Raw genomic sequence first — 13,609 nt, forward strand, 5'->3', positions numbered from 1 at the left:
TTATCCGCAGCGTCGAGCCGTTGGCGCGGTCTCCGCTGATCAATGCAAGAGGGGTGCTTGGCGGCGTCCTTCTGGTTTCAAAGAAAACCTCCTGCTCCACTGACAACAAAGGTGGAGCAGGAGGGTTTGCAAATGCGCAAAAAGTTTTTGCAGGAAGCGGAGAACGGAATGTCAGTTGCAGCGGCAAGAGAAATGGCCAGTGCGATTGTCCAGCGCGAGATCCGGGGCCCCGGAGACCTGAGCAACGCAATGCGCCGCATCGAGCAGCGCCACGGCATCCCGTATGGCCTGCTTTGGGGTCTGCGTTATCGCCCACCCAAGGACATCATGCTTGGCGCCTACAACGCATTGCGCCGCGCGTACCGGACCGAATGTGCGCGTCAGGCTCGTCTCCTCGAACACGAACTCAAGATGGCGGAAGCGGCTGGCAATGACCTTGATGATGCTTTGGTGGAGAAGGTTGAAAATCTGGTTCGTAAGGTCAAGGAGGCGAAGAAATGATGGTCGGTGAGGTCTATATCGCGGCCTCAAGCGCTGGCCCGGTGAAAATCGGGTTCTCCGCGAACGTTGAGCAGAGGCTCAAGACACTCGCCAGCGTCACAAAGACCAGGATGACGGTCCTTGCCAGAACCCCGGCCACAAGGCGCACTGAATTTTACCTGCATCAGGTGTTCGTGGAAACACGGCTGCATGGCGAGTGGTTTTCGCCATCGCAGCGCCTTCTCGACACAGCGAAGGCAATTTCTGAGAAGGGCATGGACGCGCTCCCGGAGATGGCGCACCCGGACCCCGGAGCCGCGCTCGGAGACGTGCGCAAGAGTGACGAGTTCACGGAAAGAGCCCGTTCGTCGCTGATCGTGATAGCCGGGCCAAGAGTTCACGGCGAGCGCATCGCCGATCTTTTCGCGCGTGTCGCGGCCCATACCGGGCTGACAAGGCGCAAAGTCAAAAGCATCTGGTACCGTGAAGCGGTGAGTGTATCAGCCGCTGAGTTCATCGCGATCCAAGAAGCTCACGATGCTGTCGTCATGATGATGATGCACCAAGCACAGCGTGGGCTTCTCCCCGACGCAACAGCAAGGCTGTACGCAGCGCAGAAGCCTTCGTGCCAGACAGAACTGGCCAGCGGCGCATGAGGATCACCCTTCCTTTTCCGGTGCCGCTTCACGCCTGTTTCATCAAGAGGCGGGGCGGCGGCGGCATCCCGACAAAGCGATACCAGGCCTACGCCACCGAGGCCGGATGGATGATCCGGGCGCAAAGCCCCAAGCCGATCTCTGGCCCGGTCAGGATCCGCATCGAGCTGGTCGCCCCGGATCGCCGGGAGCGCGATGCCGACAACCTCGGCAAGTGCGTGTTCGACACGCTGACCCGCAATCGCCTGATCGACGGCGACAGCAACCGCACGATCAAGAGCCACACCTTCGCTTGGGTGGAGGCCGGGCCGCCGTGCCGGGTCACGATCGAACCGCACAAGGAGGACGCATGATGCCCCCGGCACCGCTGAAGATCATCACAAGGCCCGTGCCGCCGATCCGGCGCACCAGCATCACCTTCCGCACGCTGCACCCGCCGCGCCGCACCGTGTGCGCTGGCGTCAGGCCCGCTTTCACGCTTGACGGTCTGGTCACCATCACCGTTGCGCTGATCACCGCATGCCCGGAACTCAAGGAGGCCCGCCCATGAAACGCGAAACCGAACGCGAGTTCAACGCTCGCCTGTCCGCCATGATCGGCGCTTACTGGATGAAGCGCGGCGCCAAGGTCGAAACCGTGTTGGATCACAACGCGCAGCCCACCGGAGACATGGGGCGTAGAGGGTGGAGCTATCTCGGCATCCGCTCGGACATGGTGAACGGCCTACCCGCGGGCCGGACTGACATGGGATGGACGGCATGAAGTCGTTCAAGGACAGCCAGGAATTCGCGTTCCGCCGCTATGTGCGCGCCGCGACCCGGAAAAGCCGGTTCCTGACCAAATCGCAACGGGTGATCGTCGCCGCGCTGTTCGACCTGTGGAGCCACCACAAGGAGAAGGGCCGCATCACCCCGAAGCGGGCCGTCATCGCCCGCAAGACCCTGACCAGCGAACGGACGGTTGCCAGCACATTGGCGATGCTCCGAGACGCCGGCGTGATGATCGAGATCGGCCGCGCCACCGGAGGGCGCGGGAAGGCGACGGCATACCGAATGAACCTCGGCGCGTTGCTGCTGCTGATCGGGGCGAAAATCCCGGACTGCGCGCCCGCCGGACTGGTCGAATACAAGCCCTTCAAGCCCGCTCGCTCGCGCCCGCTTCGCCCCGTCGCGCGGCACCGCAAGCAGCCGGCATATACCCTGTTTCACGGAAAAATCTCGGCCCGTGAAACCGTGCAAAAATTGCACGGCTATATAGAGAATAACAACCGTTCGAGCTTTTGGCCACCTTCCGAGCCAGTCCCTTGGCTGGCGCCGGAAATCGATCCGCGAGGTGTCGCGGCATGACCGACCTCTTCAAAAAACCCGGCCAGGTGAAGCAGCTTCGTCCGCATCAGGTGCGGGCAATCGAAATGCTTCGATCATCCCTTGGAAAAGGCAATCGCCGTGTCGTGATCCAGGGCCCCACCGGCTTCGGCAAGACGCTGGTCGCCGCCAAGATCATCGAACGTGCTCTTGGCAAGGGAAACCGGGTGATCTTCACCGCACCGGCGGTTTCGTTGATCGACCAGACCGTCGCGGCTTTCGAGGCTGAGGGCATTGAAGACATCGGCGTGATGCAGGCGAACCACCCGCGGACGAACAAGGACGCGGCGGTTCAGGTGGCATCGGTCCAGACGCTGAGCCGCCGGCAGATCCCGGATGCGGCGCTGATGCTGGTCGATGAATGCCACATGCAGTTCAAGGCGATCAACGATCTACTGGACAAGCGCAAGGATGTGTTTTTTGCCGGTCTGTCGGCCACGCCATGGGCACGCGGCATGGGCTTGCGCTGGCAGGACCTGGTGATCCCGACCACGATCTCCGAATTGATCGATGACGGCTACCTGTCGCGGTTCTCGGTCTATGGCCCGGACGTTCCGGACCTGTCCAAGGTGAGGTCTATCGGTGGAGACTACGCCGAGGACGCGCTGGAACAGGTGATGGGCGAGGCCAAGCTGGTTGGCAACGTTGTCGAGAACTGGCTTGCGCATGGCGAGAACCGCCCGACGCTGTGCTTTGCGGTCAACCGGGCGCATGCGGCCCTGCTGCACAAGGAGTTCTCCCGGGCCGGGGTGGCCTCCGCCTATGTTGACGGGTTCACGGATCGGGTGGAGCGGGAATATCTCGGCGCGAAATTCCGCGAGCGTGAAATCCCGGTGATCGTCTCGGTTCGGACCATGACGACAGGCGTTGACCTGCCGGTGTCATGCCTGATCGATGCCGCCCCGAAGAAATCCGAAATGCTGCATGTCCAGACAATCGGGCGCGGGCTGAGGGTGAATGATGGCACCGAGGATTGCGTTATTTTCGACCACGCGGGCAACTCGCTCCGGCTTGGCCTGGTCACGGATATCCACCACGACAAGCTCGACGCGACCAAGCCCGGCGAAAAGCGCGAGGCGGTGGCCGGTGCCGACAAGCTGCCGAAGCCATGCAGCAAGTGCGGCGTGATCGCCAGCGGTCTGGTCTGCACCAACTGCGGCCATGAGCGCCAGCGGATTGGTGATGTGGAGACGGCGGAGGGCCGGCTGGTCCAGATCACCGGCAAGAAGGTGGTTCCGACAAAGGCGGAGAAGCAACGGTTCTGGTCCATGGCCCTGTGGCTCGACGGAGAGCGTTGCAAGGCCGGAAAGTTCGCGCTGGCGATGCACCGGGCACGGTTCGGCGAATGGCCGCGTGGGCTGGACGATATCAAGGCCCCGCCGGACCAGGCGTTCTTGAGCTATGAGCGCAGCCGCCGGATCGCCTTTGCCAAGTCCAAGAGCAAGCGGAGGGCCGCCTGATGTTTCACCAGAAGACCAAGGACGCCGCGAAAGGCCAATGGCGGGGCATCCTGATGCACCTGGGCGTGCCGGGTGAGGCCCTGCGCGATCGGCACGGCCCGTGCCCGATTTGCGGCGGAAAGAACCGGTTCAGGTACGACAACCGCGATGGCAACGGCACGTTTATCTGCAACCAGTGCGGGGCGGGTGACGGGCTGTCGTTGGCGATGAAATTCACCGGGCGCCCGTTTATCGAGGTGGCGCCGCAGATCGACAGGATACTGGGCAATGAGCGGTTCGAGCGCGACGCGCCAAAGGCTGAGTATCGGCCTGACCAGATCCGCGCATGGCTGCGCGAGGTGGCCGCGCAGACGGTGCGGGTGGAGCCCGGCGATGTCGTTGACCGGTATCTGCAAGCGCGCGGCATTGGCGAGGAACACTATCCCAAGGCACTGCGCACGGCGAAGGGTCTGCGCGATGGCAAGGGCGGTGTGCGCCCGGCGATGGTGGCGACAGTGCAAGGGCCGGACGGCGCGAATGTGACGCTGCACCGGACCTACTTGCGGCCCGATGGGCTGGCGAAGGCCGAAATGGACAGCCCGCGCAAGATGATGCCGGGAGATATCCCGGACGGGTCCGCCGTGCGCCTTTGCGACGATTTTGCCGGCGGCGCGCTCGGTATCGGCGAGGGCATCGAAACATGCATGTCCGCCGCCGTGCTGTTTGAAATCCCGGTGTGGGCCGCGCTGAACACGGGCCTTCTGAAGAAATGGCAGCCGCCGGAAGGTTGCGACGAGGTGGTTATCTTCGCCGACAACGACGCGAATTTCGCGGGGCACCGGGCGGCCTATGAGCTGGCGAACCGGCTTTCGGCGAAGGGGCTGAGCGTGACGGTCAAGGTTCCGCCACTGGCCGGGCAGGACTGGAACGACGTGTTGATGGCAAAGCGCGGCGCGCGGCAACAGGAAAGGGCGATGGCATGACGGCTCTGCGGGTTCTGATCGGCTGCGAGTCGAGCGGTGTCTTCCGCCGGGCGTTCGCCGAGCGCGGGCATGACGTGTGGTCCTGCGACCTTCTGCCGGCCGACGATGGCAGCAACCGGCATATCCGCTGCGACATCCGCGAGATCCTGGGCGATGGCTGGGATCTGCTGGCGGTAATGCATCCGCCTTGCACCCGACTTTGCAACAGCGGCGTTCGCTGGCTCCACACGCCGCCGCCGGGCCGCACGCGCGCCGAGATGTGGCAGGAGCTGGACGAGGGCGCGGCCCTGTTCTCCGCGTGCTGGCAGGCGCCGATTGAGCGTGTCGCGGTCGAGAACCCCGTGATGCACCGGCACGCCCGCGAGCGGCTGCCTGTTGACCTGCCGCGTCCGCAGATCGTCCAGCCGTGGTGGTTCGGCGAGCCATATTTCAAGGCGACCGGCTGGTATCTGCGCGGGCTCCCCAAGCTCTTTGCAACGGACAGGCTGACCCCGCCTCGGCCCGGCACGGACGAGCACAAGCGCTGGTCTGCGGTCCACCGGGCGCCGCCGGGCCCGGACCGGTGGAAGGTCCGGTCGCGGTCGTTCGACGGTATGGCGGCGGCAGCAGCCGATCAATGGGGCGAGACGGCGGAGCGCCGGGAAAGGAAATCGGCATGAGCGCTCTACATCACTACATCTTGCCAGCCGGAAACGTCCAGATCGCGTTTAGCGGTGGCCGGACCAGCGCCTACATGCTGCACCAGATCCTTGAGGCCAATGGCGACTTGCCTGATCGCTGTGAGGTCACGTTTCAGAACACCGGCAGGGAAATGCCGCAGACGCTCGATTTCGTTGCCGAGGTCGGTCGGCGTTGGGGCGTTGAAATAACTTGGCTTGAGTACAGGCCGGATAAGCCGTTCTTCGAGATCGTCGGACGACAAGGCGCCAGCATGGAAGGCGAACCGTTCGAGGCGCTGATCAAGAAGAGGAACTATCTGCCGAACCAGCAGACCAGATTTTGCACCATTGAGCTGAAAATTAGGACGGCGAAGCGATTCCTGATGTCGCTCGGTTGGAAGCATTGGACCAACTGCGTCGGCATACGCGCCGACGAACCGCACCGATTGAACAAACCAAAGCCGAGAGAGCGTTGGACGGTTTGGACGCCTCTTGCCGACGCTGATGTCGGCAAGCAGGACGTGGCCGCATTCTGGAAGCGCCAGCCGTTCGATCTTCAACTTCCGAACGTTCGGGGCAATTGCTGGCTCGGCAACTGTGACGGCTGCTTCTTAAAATCCGAAGCGAACGTTGCCGCCTTCACCCGCGACTATCCAGAGAGAGCGGAATGGTGGGAACGCATGGAAACGTTGATCCCACCAACGAAGGGGGACGCATGCACTTTCTCCAAGCGATACAGTCGCGCCGAGATGCGCGAATACATGGAGCGTCAAGGCGATTGGGCCTTGTCGACCGAGGGCGCGCTTTGTCAGGCCGACGATGGGGAGTGCACAGGATGAAAAATGCAGTGCCGACGTTCTGGGCAGAAATTTTGATCGCTGGCGATGTCCATGATGCAACGCGGATCTGTCGCGAATACTGCGGATGCGGGCTCTGCGTGACAGTCCAGTCTGCTGAGTACGTTTACACGGGCGGATCTCAATCGGGCGTGATTGTCCGGCTGATCAACTACCCGCGCTTCCCGGCTGATCGCGAGACGATCCTCGATCACGCCAATGCGTTGGCGGAGCGACTCCGCGCCGGTCTTTTCCAAGACAGCTACAGCGTGATGACGCCGGAAGAAACCCGATGGTATTCGCGACGGGAGGCGGCGGAATGAGGCAGCAGGACAAGGACGATCTGTCAGCCGTTGCAATGGCGATCTTGTTTGCGGTTGGCATCGTGGTTGCGATTTTCGCGCTCGCTGGTGTCGCCGGCTGGATGACGAGCAAGCTTCGCCCGGACGCCTGCACCACCACCATTTCCAAGACACATCTGGACCGCGTGGAGGCTGAGTGATGGCACGTAAGGGGCGCAAGCGGAAGACGGTGGCACGGCAGCCGAACGGCCAGCCGCGCCGGGATTACGCAGCGGATAAGCTGCGCGAGGATGTGATCATGCAGCGGGTGCGTCACTACCGGCTGACGCGGGAGCAGGCCGGATCCGAGCGGGCATCGCATGCCCTTGGCCGGGCCTATCTCCGCAGCCAGATTACCGACGGCATGTATCACGCGGGCCGCGAATTCGAACGACTGTGGGTCTCCCGGGCCATGGTGATGGGCATCCCGCAGCCGCACCCCCGGGCCTGCAACATCGCCGACGAGGTGCGCGGCGGTCAGGGCGGATACCTGAGCGCGTATTTCGTGGAGTCAGTAAAGCGCCGGTTTTCGGAGTGCGCCGACAAGCTTGGCGGTCGCATTGGGGCAGTCATGGCCGTTGCGGTGGACGATATTGACACGGCAGACTGGAGCGAGGCGCGCTTGGATGTTCTTCGGTCCAGGCTGTCGTTGCTTGTGGAAAACTTCGGCTTGGCGGATGATGGCTACCTTGCCGCGTGGCGTGTCTCGTGATACAAACGCAATTAATAGATCATCCGAAATTGTGAGTTTCGCCCGAATGGGTAACGAGGGGATCACCCTAAACGCCTGCTGTGGCAAGGTGTTGCGGTGATTTTGACCCTTTGAGGAAATCGCCCCCACGGGGCAACGTAATCGGTGCGGCGTGCTCTAGCGGGGGAGCGGGGGGGGCGTAATCAGGAGCGCCAACCTGAGCCGCACCGAAGCTGATCGGCGGTGTGTGAGACAACAGGCTCTTACGCGGGTCTGTCCGCCGAAACTAATCATGCGGCGGCGTGGAAAGCGGACACGCGGCCAGACGTGGCAGGCCGGCAATATGTGGTAGCAGAACCGGTCGCGATAGTCAGGCGGTCTTTCGAAACCCGCTTGATGCGAGGCGTACGAAATGTCGGTTCGAACCCGACCGCCCCTAGCCGGAGTAGCGACCGGCCCGCATGACATCTATCAGGCGCGGCGGCATGGCGACATGCCCGCACTGTGCGGATAGCCAGTAGGCCGCACGACTTCCGTTCCGATCTGGATAAGGGCCGGACGCCTGAACAATCCGGTATCCCCGGACAGTTGGCCCGCCGAAATGAGGTTACGGGTTTCCCCCGTATCTCAGCGAAAAGAACAGGTTAATCAAAAGGCTGCGATCAAACGGCGGCCCTCTTAGCCAGAGCCTAGCCCATGCGTTGCGTCCACTATGTCGGCTTTCGCGATGACCGGTTCCTGGCCGCGTATCGTGCATTCGGCGGCCCGGTGATCATCCACCGGGTGTGGGACAAGCGGGCGCGCCGGGAGATTGACCCCGAGGCCGATCTGGTGGTGTTCGCCAATGGCCCGCACGACCAGGCGCCCCGTGCGCGCAATGGTGACGATCTGGTGGAGGCGTGAATGGCTTGGTGGAAGCGGCGCTATGTCGGAACGGTCAGTGCGAGGACGGTCTATGTCAACCGTAAGGGCGAGACTATCCGGGGCGCCGTGGAGTTCGGCCGCTGGATCCTTACAGAGGGAGTGTTCGGTCGTCGGGCCAAGCTGATCGGTGACCCTGGCGCTTCAGCCTTGGTTGACATCAAGCGGTCCGCGGTCAAAGCCTGGCTGGCCGGCGGGCCGCTGCCGGATCTGGACGAGGAGACCAGACCGCGCGGCCCGGCCCCTGTCCTGCGGATCGTCAAGAGCGGAGAGTGATATGCCCGCGCTGGAAAACGCTCGTCATGAGGTCTTTGCGCAAGGTGTCGCCAAGGGTCTTTCGCAGGACGAGGCTTACGCGCGCGCCGGCTACAAGGCGAGCCGCTCGGCGGCATCGCGGCTGTCAGCAAATGTGAGCGTCAAGGCCCGCATCGCTGAGCTGGTCGGCAAGGGCGCTGAGAAGGCCGAGGTGAGCGTTGCGCAGGTGCTGCAGGGCCTCATGGTCGAAGCGACCCGCGAGGGTGAGGGCTCGTCACATGGCGCTCGGGTGTCGGCCTGGTCGCAGATCGGCAAGCATCTCGGCATGTTCGTTGAGCGTGTTGAGCATGACGTGCCAGCGGAGAGCCCGCTGTCTGCCCTTTTGGAGCGTATTGCTGAGCATGGCCGCAAGATCCACGATTGACCCGGATCAGTTTCTGGATCCGATCTGGCGCGTGTCGAACCTCTACCACATCACGGACAAAAATGGCGCTCGCGTGCCATTCAAGCCTAACGATGCGCAGCTGTCGTTTCTCAAGGATCTCCACCAGCGCAACATCATTCTGAAGGCGCGGCAGCTTGGGTTCACCACGCTGAGCGCGCTGATCCAGTTGGACGCCTGCATTTTTGGCCGGGACGTGCGGGCCGGCATCATCGCTCACCGGCTTGACGACGCGAAGGTGATTTTTCGCGACAAGGTCAAGTACCCGTATGACAATCTGGACGAGGGCCTGAGAGCGGAAATGCCCGCGACCCAGGACAGCGCGGACACCCTCACTTTCGCCAACGGGTCATCTATTCGCGTTTCCACCTCGATGCGTTCGGGGACGCTGCAATACTTGCATATCTCCGAGTATGGCAAGATCTGCGCGCAGTATCCTGACAAAGCGCGCGAGATCAAAACTGGTGCTCTTGAAGCAGTATCCAAGTCCGGGTTTGTGACCATCGAGAGCACGGCGGAAGGTCAGGAAGGCGATTTCTTCGACAAGTCGCAGGAGGCGCGGCGAATGCAGACCGCCGGCGCCGAACTATCGCCTCTGGACTATCGGTTCCACTTCTTCCCGTGGCACCAGGACCCTGAATATTCACTTCCTGGCCTTGGCGTCATCACCGATGAGCAACACCGGTACTTCGAAAAGCTGGAGGCAGAGGAAGGCATTGTCCTCAGCCGCGGGCAAAAGCTCTGGTACGTGACCAAAGAGGGCGCGCTCGGCGGCGACATGAAGCGGGAGTACCCGTCGACGCCGGATGAGGCCTTCGAACAGGCCTTAGAGGGGGCGTTCTTCACCCGCGAGCTGCATCTGGCGACAAAGCAGCGTCGGATCGGCTCGTTCTCGGTCGACCCGGCATACCAGGTTCACACGGCGTGGGATCTGGGCCGCAACGATCTCAACACGATCTGGCTGTTCCAGACCATTGGCGGGTTCCACCGGTTCGTTGGCTACTACGAAAACAGCGGCGAACACATCAGCCATTACGTCAAATGGCTGCGTGACTGGGCCGACGAAAACGGTGTGACGTTCGGGTCTCACTATCTGCCGCACGATGGTAAGCGCGAAAGTCTCTGGCTGGAGAACGGCACCATGGGCGTGATGGAGAAGCTGCGGTTTTTCCCCACCATCGTTCCGCGCGCGGCATCGCACCAGGAGATTATTTCGGCCTGCCGGGCGGTGTTCCACCTGTGCCAGTTCGATGAGCAGGCCGCCGGCGATGGCCTTAAGCGGCTGCGGGCATTTCGCAAAGAATGGGATGATGTGCGGGGCGTGTTCAAGGACCGCTATCTCCACGACATCAATTCGCATGGTGCCATGGGGTTCGCGACGTTCGCGCTGTCCGGTCACTCTGGCGATGACATCACGGTGAGCGGCACAAGGCGCCGCGGGTATTTTGACGACGAAGCGGAAGGCTGCGGCTCATGGATGACAGCGTAGTTGAGAGCGTCGAGCCAGAGGCGGACGACATCGCGCCGACCACCGCGACAGAAGCCGATGAGCTGATGGATAAGTTTCGCCGCTGGTATCGTGACGACAGCGCGCATGCGTCGGCGTGGGTGGAGAACGCCCGAGAGGATTACCAATTCGTCGCTGGCGATCAGTATTCGGCAGAGGAGAAAGCCTCTCTGCGAGCGCAAAACCGGCCTGACGTGGTGTTCAACCGCTTGGCGCCGATGGTCCGCAGCATCGCCGGGTATCAGGTCAACCAGCGGCTGGCGACGATCGCAAAGCCGACCGAGCCGGGCGACGAGCAAAGCGCGGAAATCGCGAATGCGTCGATCAGATGGTTTCGTGACCAGTCGGACGCGCAATTCTCGGATGGTGACGCTTTCGAGGACGCCACCATTTGTGGGATGGGCTGGACGGAAATTCGGCTCGACTACGAGGAGGACCTGGACGGCCACCCACTGACAAAGCGTCTCAACCCGCTTCAGATGCGGTGGGATCACCGCGCCCGCGAGCGCAATCTCAAGGACGCGCGCCGCATCTGGCAGATCATCGAGGATATGCCGCTCAGCGAGGCCCGTGAGATGTTTCCGGAGGCGGATATCACCGACCTCAACGCCAAATGGGCCCTGGACGTTGGCGGTGACGGCGCCCCGGAGGACCAGGGCGAGGCGGACCGGTACGAGGGTGACGGCGAAGAAGAGCAGATCGGCACTGAGCGGTTGGTGACGATTGTGCGCGTGCAGTGGTGGGAGCGCGAGACGGTCTACCGCGTCATCAGCCCGCAAACTGGCCGACTGGAAACGGTCGATGCCGCGACCTTTGATGTGCTCAAGGCCCGGCTCCCGGGAATTCGCGGTGTGCGGCAACGGCGCAAGGTCTACAGGCAAGCTTATCTCGGCAAGACGGTGCTTGAGCAGGGCCCAACGCCTTGCAAATGGAATTTTTCGCTCCAGTGCGTGACCGGGTTTCGCGACCAGATCAAAGGCCATTTCTATGGCTTGGTCACTGGCCTGAAGGATCCGCAACGGTGGGCCAACAAGTGGATGTCGCAAACCATGCACATCCTCAACGGATCGGCCAAGGGCGGCGTCATTATCGAAGATGACATCGCCGAGAACATGCGCGAGTTCGAAAGGTCATGGGCGCGCCATGACGCGGTCACCAAGGTCCGGAAAGGGGTTCTGCAGCAGGGCCGCATTCAAGACAAGCCCAGCACGCCCTTCCCGTCAGGCTTCTACCAGCTGATGGATATGGCCATCAACGCAATGCGTGATGTGTCTGGCGTCAACCTTGAAATGCTCGGCCAGCGCGACGCGAACCAGCCTGGCGTTGTCGAGACGCAGCGCCGGTCAGCCGCTCTCACAACGCTTGTGACCCTGTTCGAATGCATGCGGATGTACCGCCGAACGCAGGGCGAGGTCATCATCAGCATCGTGAAAGACTATTTGCCCGAGCATGTGCTCCAGCGTGTGGTCGGTCAGCAGCTTGGGCAGATAGTCCCGGCGTTCATGCAGTCTGAAACGCGGTTCGACATCATCGTGGACGAGGCGCCGGAAAGCCCCAATGCCAAGGACCTGATTTGGTCGATGATGGGGCAATCGATCCACCAGCAACCGCCGCAGGTGCAAGCGGTGCTTTGGAAATACAGCCCGCTGCCCGGCTCGGCCGCTGCCGAAATGACGCAGGCGATCCAGTCGGCCATGCAGCCGGCGCCGCCGGACCCGAACCAACAGGCCGCCATGCAGGCGCAGCAGCAACAGGAACAGGCGAAGATCTCCGCAGACATCCAGAAAGTGCAGTTTGATGTCGAGGCAAAACGCATCGATCTGGAAGCGAAGGCGCTGGATCTGCAAGCCAAGCAAATCGATCTGGAGATCGCCCGCGAGAATGCGCGTGTTGCCGGCGTGAAGGCCCAGGCCGATCAAGTTAAAGCCGAAGCTGGCGCTCTGAAGGCGGTGGCCGACTCTGGTGTTCAGGCGGGGGCCTTTTCTGAGCCCCCCCAGACTTAAGCGCAGTCATTGCGCTTTGCGCAGGCGGGCAGCGTATGTCCGCACCGGCTATCAGCAGCCGTAAAAGAGCGACCCAACATGAGCGATATCGAACAGGACAACCAAGACTACAGCCCGGAAGAACTCGCCGCGCTTGGTGAGGCCGCGCCGGATGATGGCGCACCGACCATGGAGGACCCGGCGCCGGAACCCGAAGCCTCAGCGGGAGACGACACCGGCACTGACGGTGGCGACGATGGTGACAAGCCAGCCGAGCCGGACGGTGCAGACAAGCGGGTGCCGCTAGCCGCATTGCATGAGGAGCGCCGGCGCCGCCAGGAACGCGATGCGAAAATCGCCGAACTGGAACAGCGCGTGACGATCCTGCAGACCGTCGAGGATCGGTTCGCGCAGTTTGCAAAGCAAGGCACCCTGCCGCAGCCGGAGGAGCAGCCGGCGCCGCCGGACCCGAGTGAAGACCCGTTGGCCTATATCGACCACCTCGGCCGACAGGTGTCAGCGCTTTCGGAGCAGCAGCAGCAATCAGCCGCCGCGAGACAGGCGGAAGAACAGCGGCGGAATTTCCTCGGGATTGTCCAGACAGAGGAAGCGCAGTTCAAGCAGCAAGCGCCTGATTACGAGGACGCAGCGGCGTTCGTGCGCAATGCCATTGCGCAGGAGATGGAGATCATGGGCGTTCCGCCGCAGATGCAGCAGCAGGCTGTTGGCAACCAGCTCCTGAACATCGCGATTTCGGCGAAGGAAAGCGGCAGGACCGTGCCGGAAGTCGTCTACCAGATGGCAAAGATGCGCGGCTATGCGAAGGCTGAAGCATCGGCGGCGGACGCAGAGACGGCGGCGGCCAAGGAGGCGCTGGACCGGATCGACAAGGGGCAGCGCGACAACCGCGACGTGACGCCGGGAGGCGCCGGCAGCGGGGCCATGACGCTTGAGAAATTCGCGGCGATGTCGGAGGCGGAGTCCTTCGCATGGCTGGAGAAAAACCCGAAGGCCGCTGAGCGGCTTCTGGGGGCATAAGCAGGAGGGTTCCCT

General features: G+C 62.6%; 19 protein-coding genes. All 19 read left to right on the top strand.

Translation table 11 applies throughout. The features are described 5' to 3' along the window. Positions 1-132 precede the first annotated feature (132 nt). Complete coding sequence (locus tag LC062_RS06625; protein WP_224910237.1) at positions 133-501, top strand: hypothetical protein; 369 nt, start codon at positions 133-135, stop codon at positions 499-501. Continuing rightward, a complete protein-coding gene (locus tag LC062_RS06630; protein ID WP_224910238.1) occupies positions 498-1,136 on the top strand; it encodes a GIY-YIG nuclease family protein in 639 nt (212 codons plus the stop codon). The genes LC062_RS06625 and LC062_RS06630 overlap by 4 nt, the downstream gene beginning before the upstream one ends. Next, on the top strand, positions 1,133-1,489 hold the full coding sequence (locus tag LC062_RS06635; protein WP_224910239.1) for a RusA family crossover junction endodeoxyribonuclease: 357 nt from the start codon (positions 1,133-1,135) through the stop codon (positions 1,487-1,489). Before LC062_RS06630 ends, LC062_RS06635 begins: the two co-directional genes overlap by 4 nt. Then, entirely contained in the window at positions 1,486-1,686 is a 201-nt protein-coding gene (locus LC062_RS06640; protein ID WP_224910240.1) for a hypothetical protein, read from the top strand. Before LC062_RS06635 ends, LC062_RS06640 begins: the two co-directional genes overlap by 4 nt. Then, positions 1,683-1,898, top strand: a complete 216-nt coding sequence (locus tag LC062_RS06645) for a hypothetical protein (RefSeq protein WP_224910241.1) — start codon at positions 1,683-1,685, stop codon at positions 1,896-1,898. The genes LC062_RS06640 and LC062_RS06645 overlap by 4 nt, the downstream gene beginning before the upstream one ends. Then, complete coding sequence (locus LC062_RS06650) at positions 1,895-2,482, top strand: hypothetical protein (RefSeq protein WP_224910242.1); 588 nt, start codon at positions 1,895-1,897, stop codon at positions 2,480-2,482. Before LC062_RS06645 ends, LC062_RS06650 begins: the two co-directional genes overlap by 4 nt. Then, entirely contained in the window at positions 2,479-3,960 is a 1,482-nt protein-coding gene (locus LC062_RS06655; RefSeq protein WP_224910243.1) for a DEAD/DEAH box helicase, read from the top strand. The genes LC062_RS06650 and LC062_RS06655 overlap by 4 nt, the downstream gene beginning before the upstream one ends. Continuing rightward, positions 3,960-4,922: a toprim domain-containing protein gene (locus LC062_RS06660; RefSeq protein ID WP_224910244.1), complete on the top strand. Its 963-nt coding sequence runs from the start codon at positions 3,960-3,962 to the stop codon at positions 4,920-4,922. The genes LC062_RS06655 and LC062_RS06660 overlap by 1 nt, the downstream gene beginning before the upstream one ends. Beyond that, on the top strand, positions 4,919-5,581 hold the full coding sequence (locus LC062_RS06665) for a hypothetical protein (RefSeq protein ID WP_224910245.1): 663 nt from the start codon (positions 4,919-4,921) through the stop codon (positions 5,579-5,581). The genes LC062_RS06660 and LC062_RS06665 overlap by 4 nt, the downstream gene beginning before the upstream one ends. After that, entirely contained in the window at positions 5,578-6,420 is an 843-nt protein-coding gene (locus tag LC062_RS06670) for a phosphoadenosine phosphosulfate reductase domain-containing protein (RefSeq protein ID WP_224910246.1), read from the top strand. Before LC062_RS06665 ends, LC062_RS06670 begins: the two co-directional genes overlap by 4 nt. Continuing rightward, the gene (locus LC062_RS06675) at positions 6,417-6,740 is read left to right on the top strand and encodes a hypothetical protein (RefSeq protein ID WP_224910247.1); all 324 of its coding nucleotides are present in this window, start codon (positions 6,417-6,419) and stop codon (positions 6,738-6,740) included. Before LC062_RS06670 ends, LC062_RS06675 begins: the two co-directional genes overlap by 4 nt. After that, positions 6,737-6,919, top strand: coding sequence for a hypothetical protein (locus LC062_RS06680; RefSeq protein WP_224910248.1), 183 nt, complete (start codon positions 6,737-6,739; stop codon positions 6,917-6,919). The genes LC062_RS06675 and LC062_RS06680 overlap by 4 nt, the downstream gene beginning before the upstream one ends. Further along, on the top strand, positions 6,919-7,470 hold the full coding sequence (locus tag LC062_RS06685) for a hypothetical protein (RefSeq protein ID WP_224910249.1): 552 nt from the start codon (positions 6,919-6,921) through the stop codon (positions 7,468-7,470). Before LC062_RS06680 ends, LC062_RS06685 begins: the two co-directional genes overlap by 1 nt. 675 nt (positions 7,471-8,145) lie before the next feature. Beyond that, on the top strand, positions 8,146-8,352 hold the full coding sequence (locus LC062_RS06690; protein WP_224910250.1) for a hypothetical protein: 207 nt from the start codon (positions 8,146-8,148) through the stop codon (positions 8,350-8,352). Then, positions 8,353-8,646: a hypothetical protein gene (locus tag LC062_RS06695; protein ID WP_224910251.1), complete on the top strand. Its 294-nt coding sequence runs from the start codon at positions 8,353-8,355 to the stop codon at positions 8,644-8,646. A gap of 1 nt (position 8,647) precedes the next feature. After that, entirely contained in the window at positions 8,648-9,049 is a 402-nt protein-coding gene (locus LC062_RS06700) for a terminase small subunit (protein ID WP_224910252.1), read from the top strand. Beyond that, positions 9,027-10,556: a terminase gene (locus LC062_RS06705; protein WP_224910253.1), complete on the top strand. Its 1,530-nt coding sequence runs from the start codon at positions 9,027-9,029 to the stop codon at positions 10,554-10,556. Before LC062_RS06700 ends, LC062_RS06705 begins: the two co-directional genes overlap by 23 nt. Continuing rightward, a complete protein-coding gene (locus tag LC062_RS06710) occupies positions 10,541-12,577 on the top strand; it encodes a portal protein (protein WP_224910254.1) in 2,037 nt (678 codons plus the stop codon). Before LC062_RS06705 ends, LC062_RS06710 begins: the two co-directional genes overlap by 16 nt. A 78-nt stretch (positions 12,578-12,655) precedes the next feature. Beyond that, positions 12,656-13,594: a hypothetical protein gene (locus LC062_RS06715; protein ID WP_224910255.1), complete on the top strand. Its 939-nt coding sequence runs from the start codon at positions 12,656-12,658 to the stop codon at positions 13,592-13,594. Positions 13,595-13,609: the final 15 nt, after the last annotated feature.

This window comes from Stappia indica (genome assembly GCF_020177335.1).
Classification (GTDB): domain Bacteria; phylum Pseudomonadota; class Alphaproteobacteria; order Rhizobiales; family Stappiaceae; genus Stappia; species Stappia indica_B.

What these genes read in the sequence shown, in the direction of transcription:
- LC062_RS06625 (WP_224910237.1), top strand. Translation starts at nt 133, where the DNA reads ATGCGCAAAAAGTTTTTGCAGGAAGCGGAGAACGGAATGTCAGTTGCA.
- LC062_RS06630 (WP_224910238.1), top strand. Translation starts at nt 498, where the DNA reads ATGATGGTCGGTGAGGTCTATATCGCGGCCTCAAGCGCTGGCCCGGTG.
- LC062_RS06635 (WP_224910239.1), top strand. Translation starts at nt 1,133, where the DNA reads ATGAGGATCACCCTTCCTTTTCCGGTGCCGCTTCACGCCTGTTTCATC.
- LC062_RS06640 (WP_224910240.1), top strand. Translation starts at nt 1,486, where the DNA reads ATGATGCCCCCGGCACCGCTGAAGATCATCACAAGGCCCGTGCCGCCG.
- LC062_RS06645 (WP_224910241.1), top strand. Translation starts at nt 1,683, where the DNA reads ATGAAACGCGAAACCGAACGCGAGTTCAACGCTCGCCTGTCCGCCATG.
- LC062_RS06650 (WP_224910242.1), top strand. Translation starts at nt 1,895, where the DNA reads ATGAAGTCGTTCAAGGACAGCCAGGAATTCGCGTTCCGCCGCTATGTG.
- LC062_RS06655 (WP_224910243.1), top strand. Translation starts at nt 2,479, where the DNA reads ATGACCGACCTCTTCAAAAAACCCGGCCAGGTGAAGCAGCTTCGTCCG.
- LC062_RS06660 (WP_224910244.1), top strand. Translation starts at nt 3,960, where the DNA reads ATGTTTCACCAGAAGACCAAGGACGCCGCGAAAGGCCAATGGCGGGGC.
- LC062_RS06665 (WP_224910245.1), top strand. Translation starts at nt 4,919, where the DNA reads ATGACGGCTCTGCGGGTTCTGATCGGCTGCGAGTCGAGCGGTGTCTTC.
- LC062_RS06670 (WP_224910246.1), top strand. Translation starts at nt 5,578, where the DNA reads ATGAGCGCTCTACATCACTACATCTTGCCAGCCGGAAACGTCCAGATC.
- LC062_RS06675 (WP_224910247.1), top strand. Translation starts at nt 6,417, where the DNA reads ATGAAAAATGCAGTGCCGACGTTCTGGGCAGAAATTTTGATCGCTGGC.
- LC062_RS06680 (WP_224910248.1), top strand. Translation starts at nt 6,737, where the DNA reads ATGAGGCAGCAGGACAAGGACGATCTGTCAGCCGTTGCAATGGCGATC.
- LC062_RS06685 (WP_224910249.1), top strand. Translation starts at nt 6,919, where the DNA reads ATGGCACGTAAGGGGCGCAAGCGGAAGACGGTGGCACGGCAGCCGAAC.
- LC062_RS06690 (WP_224910250.1), top strand. Translation starts at nt 8,146, where the DNA reads ATGCGTTGCGTCCACTATGTCGGCTTTCGCGATGACCGGTTCCTGGCC.
- LC062_RS06695 (WP_224910251.1), top strand. Translation starts at nt 8,353, where the DNA reads ATGGCTTGGTGGAAGCGGCGCTATGTCGGAACGGTCAGTGCGAGGACG.
- LC062_RS06700 (WP_224910252.1), top strand. Translation starts at nt 8,648, where the DNA reads ATGCCCGCGCTGGAAAACGCTCGTCATGAGGTCTTTGCGCAAGGTGTC.
- LC062_RS06705 (WP_224910253.1), top strand. Translation starts at nt 9,027, where the DNA reads ATGGCCGCAAGATCCACGATTGACCCGGATCAGTTTCTGGATCCGATC.
- LC062_RS06710 (WP_224910254.1), top strand. Translation starts at nt 10,541, where the DNA reads ATGGATGACAGCGTAGTTGAGAGCGTCGAGCCAGAGGCGGACGACATC.
- LC062_RS06715 (WP_224910255.1), top strand. Translation starts at nt 12,656, where the DNA reads ATGAGCGATATCGAACAGGACAACCAAGACTACAGCCCGGAAGAACTC.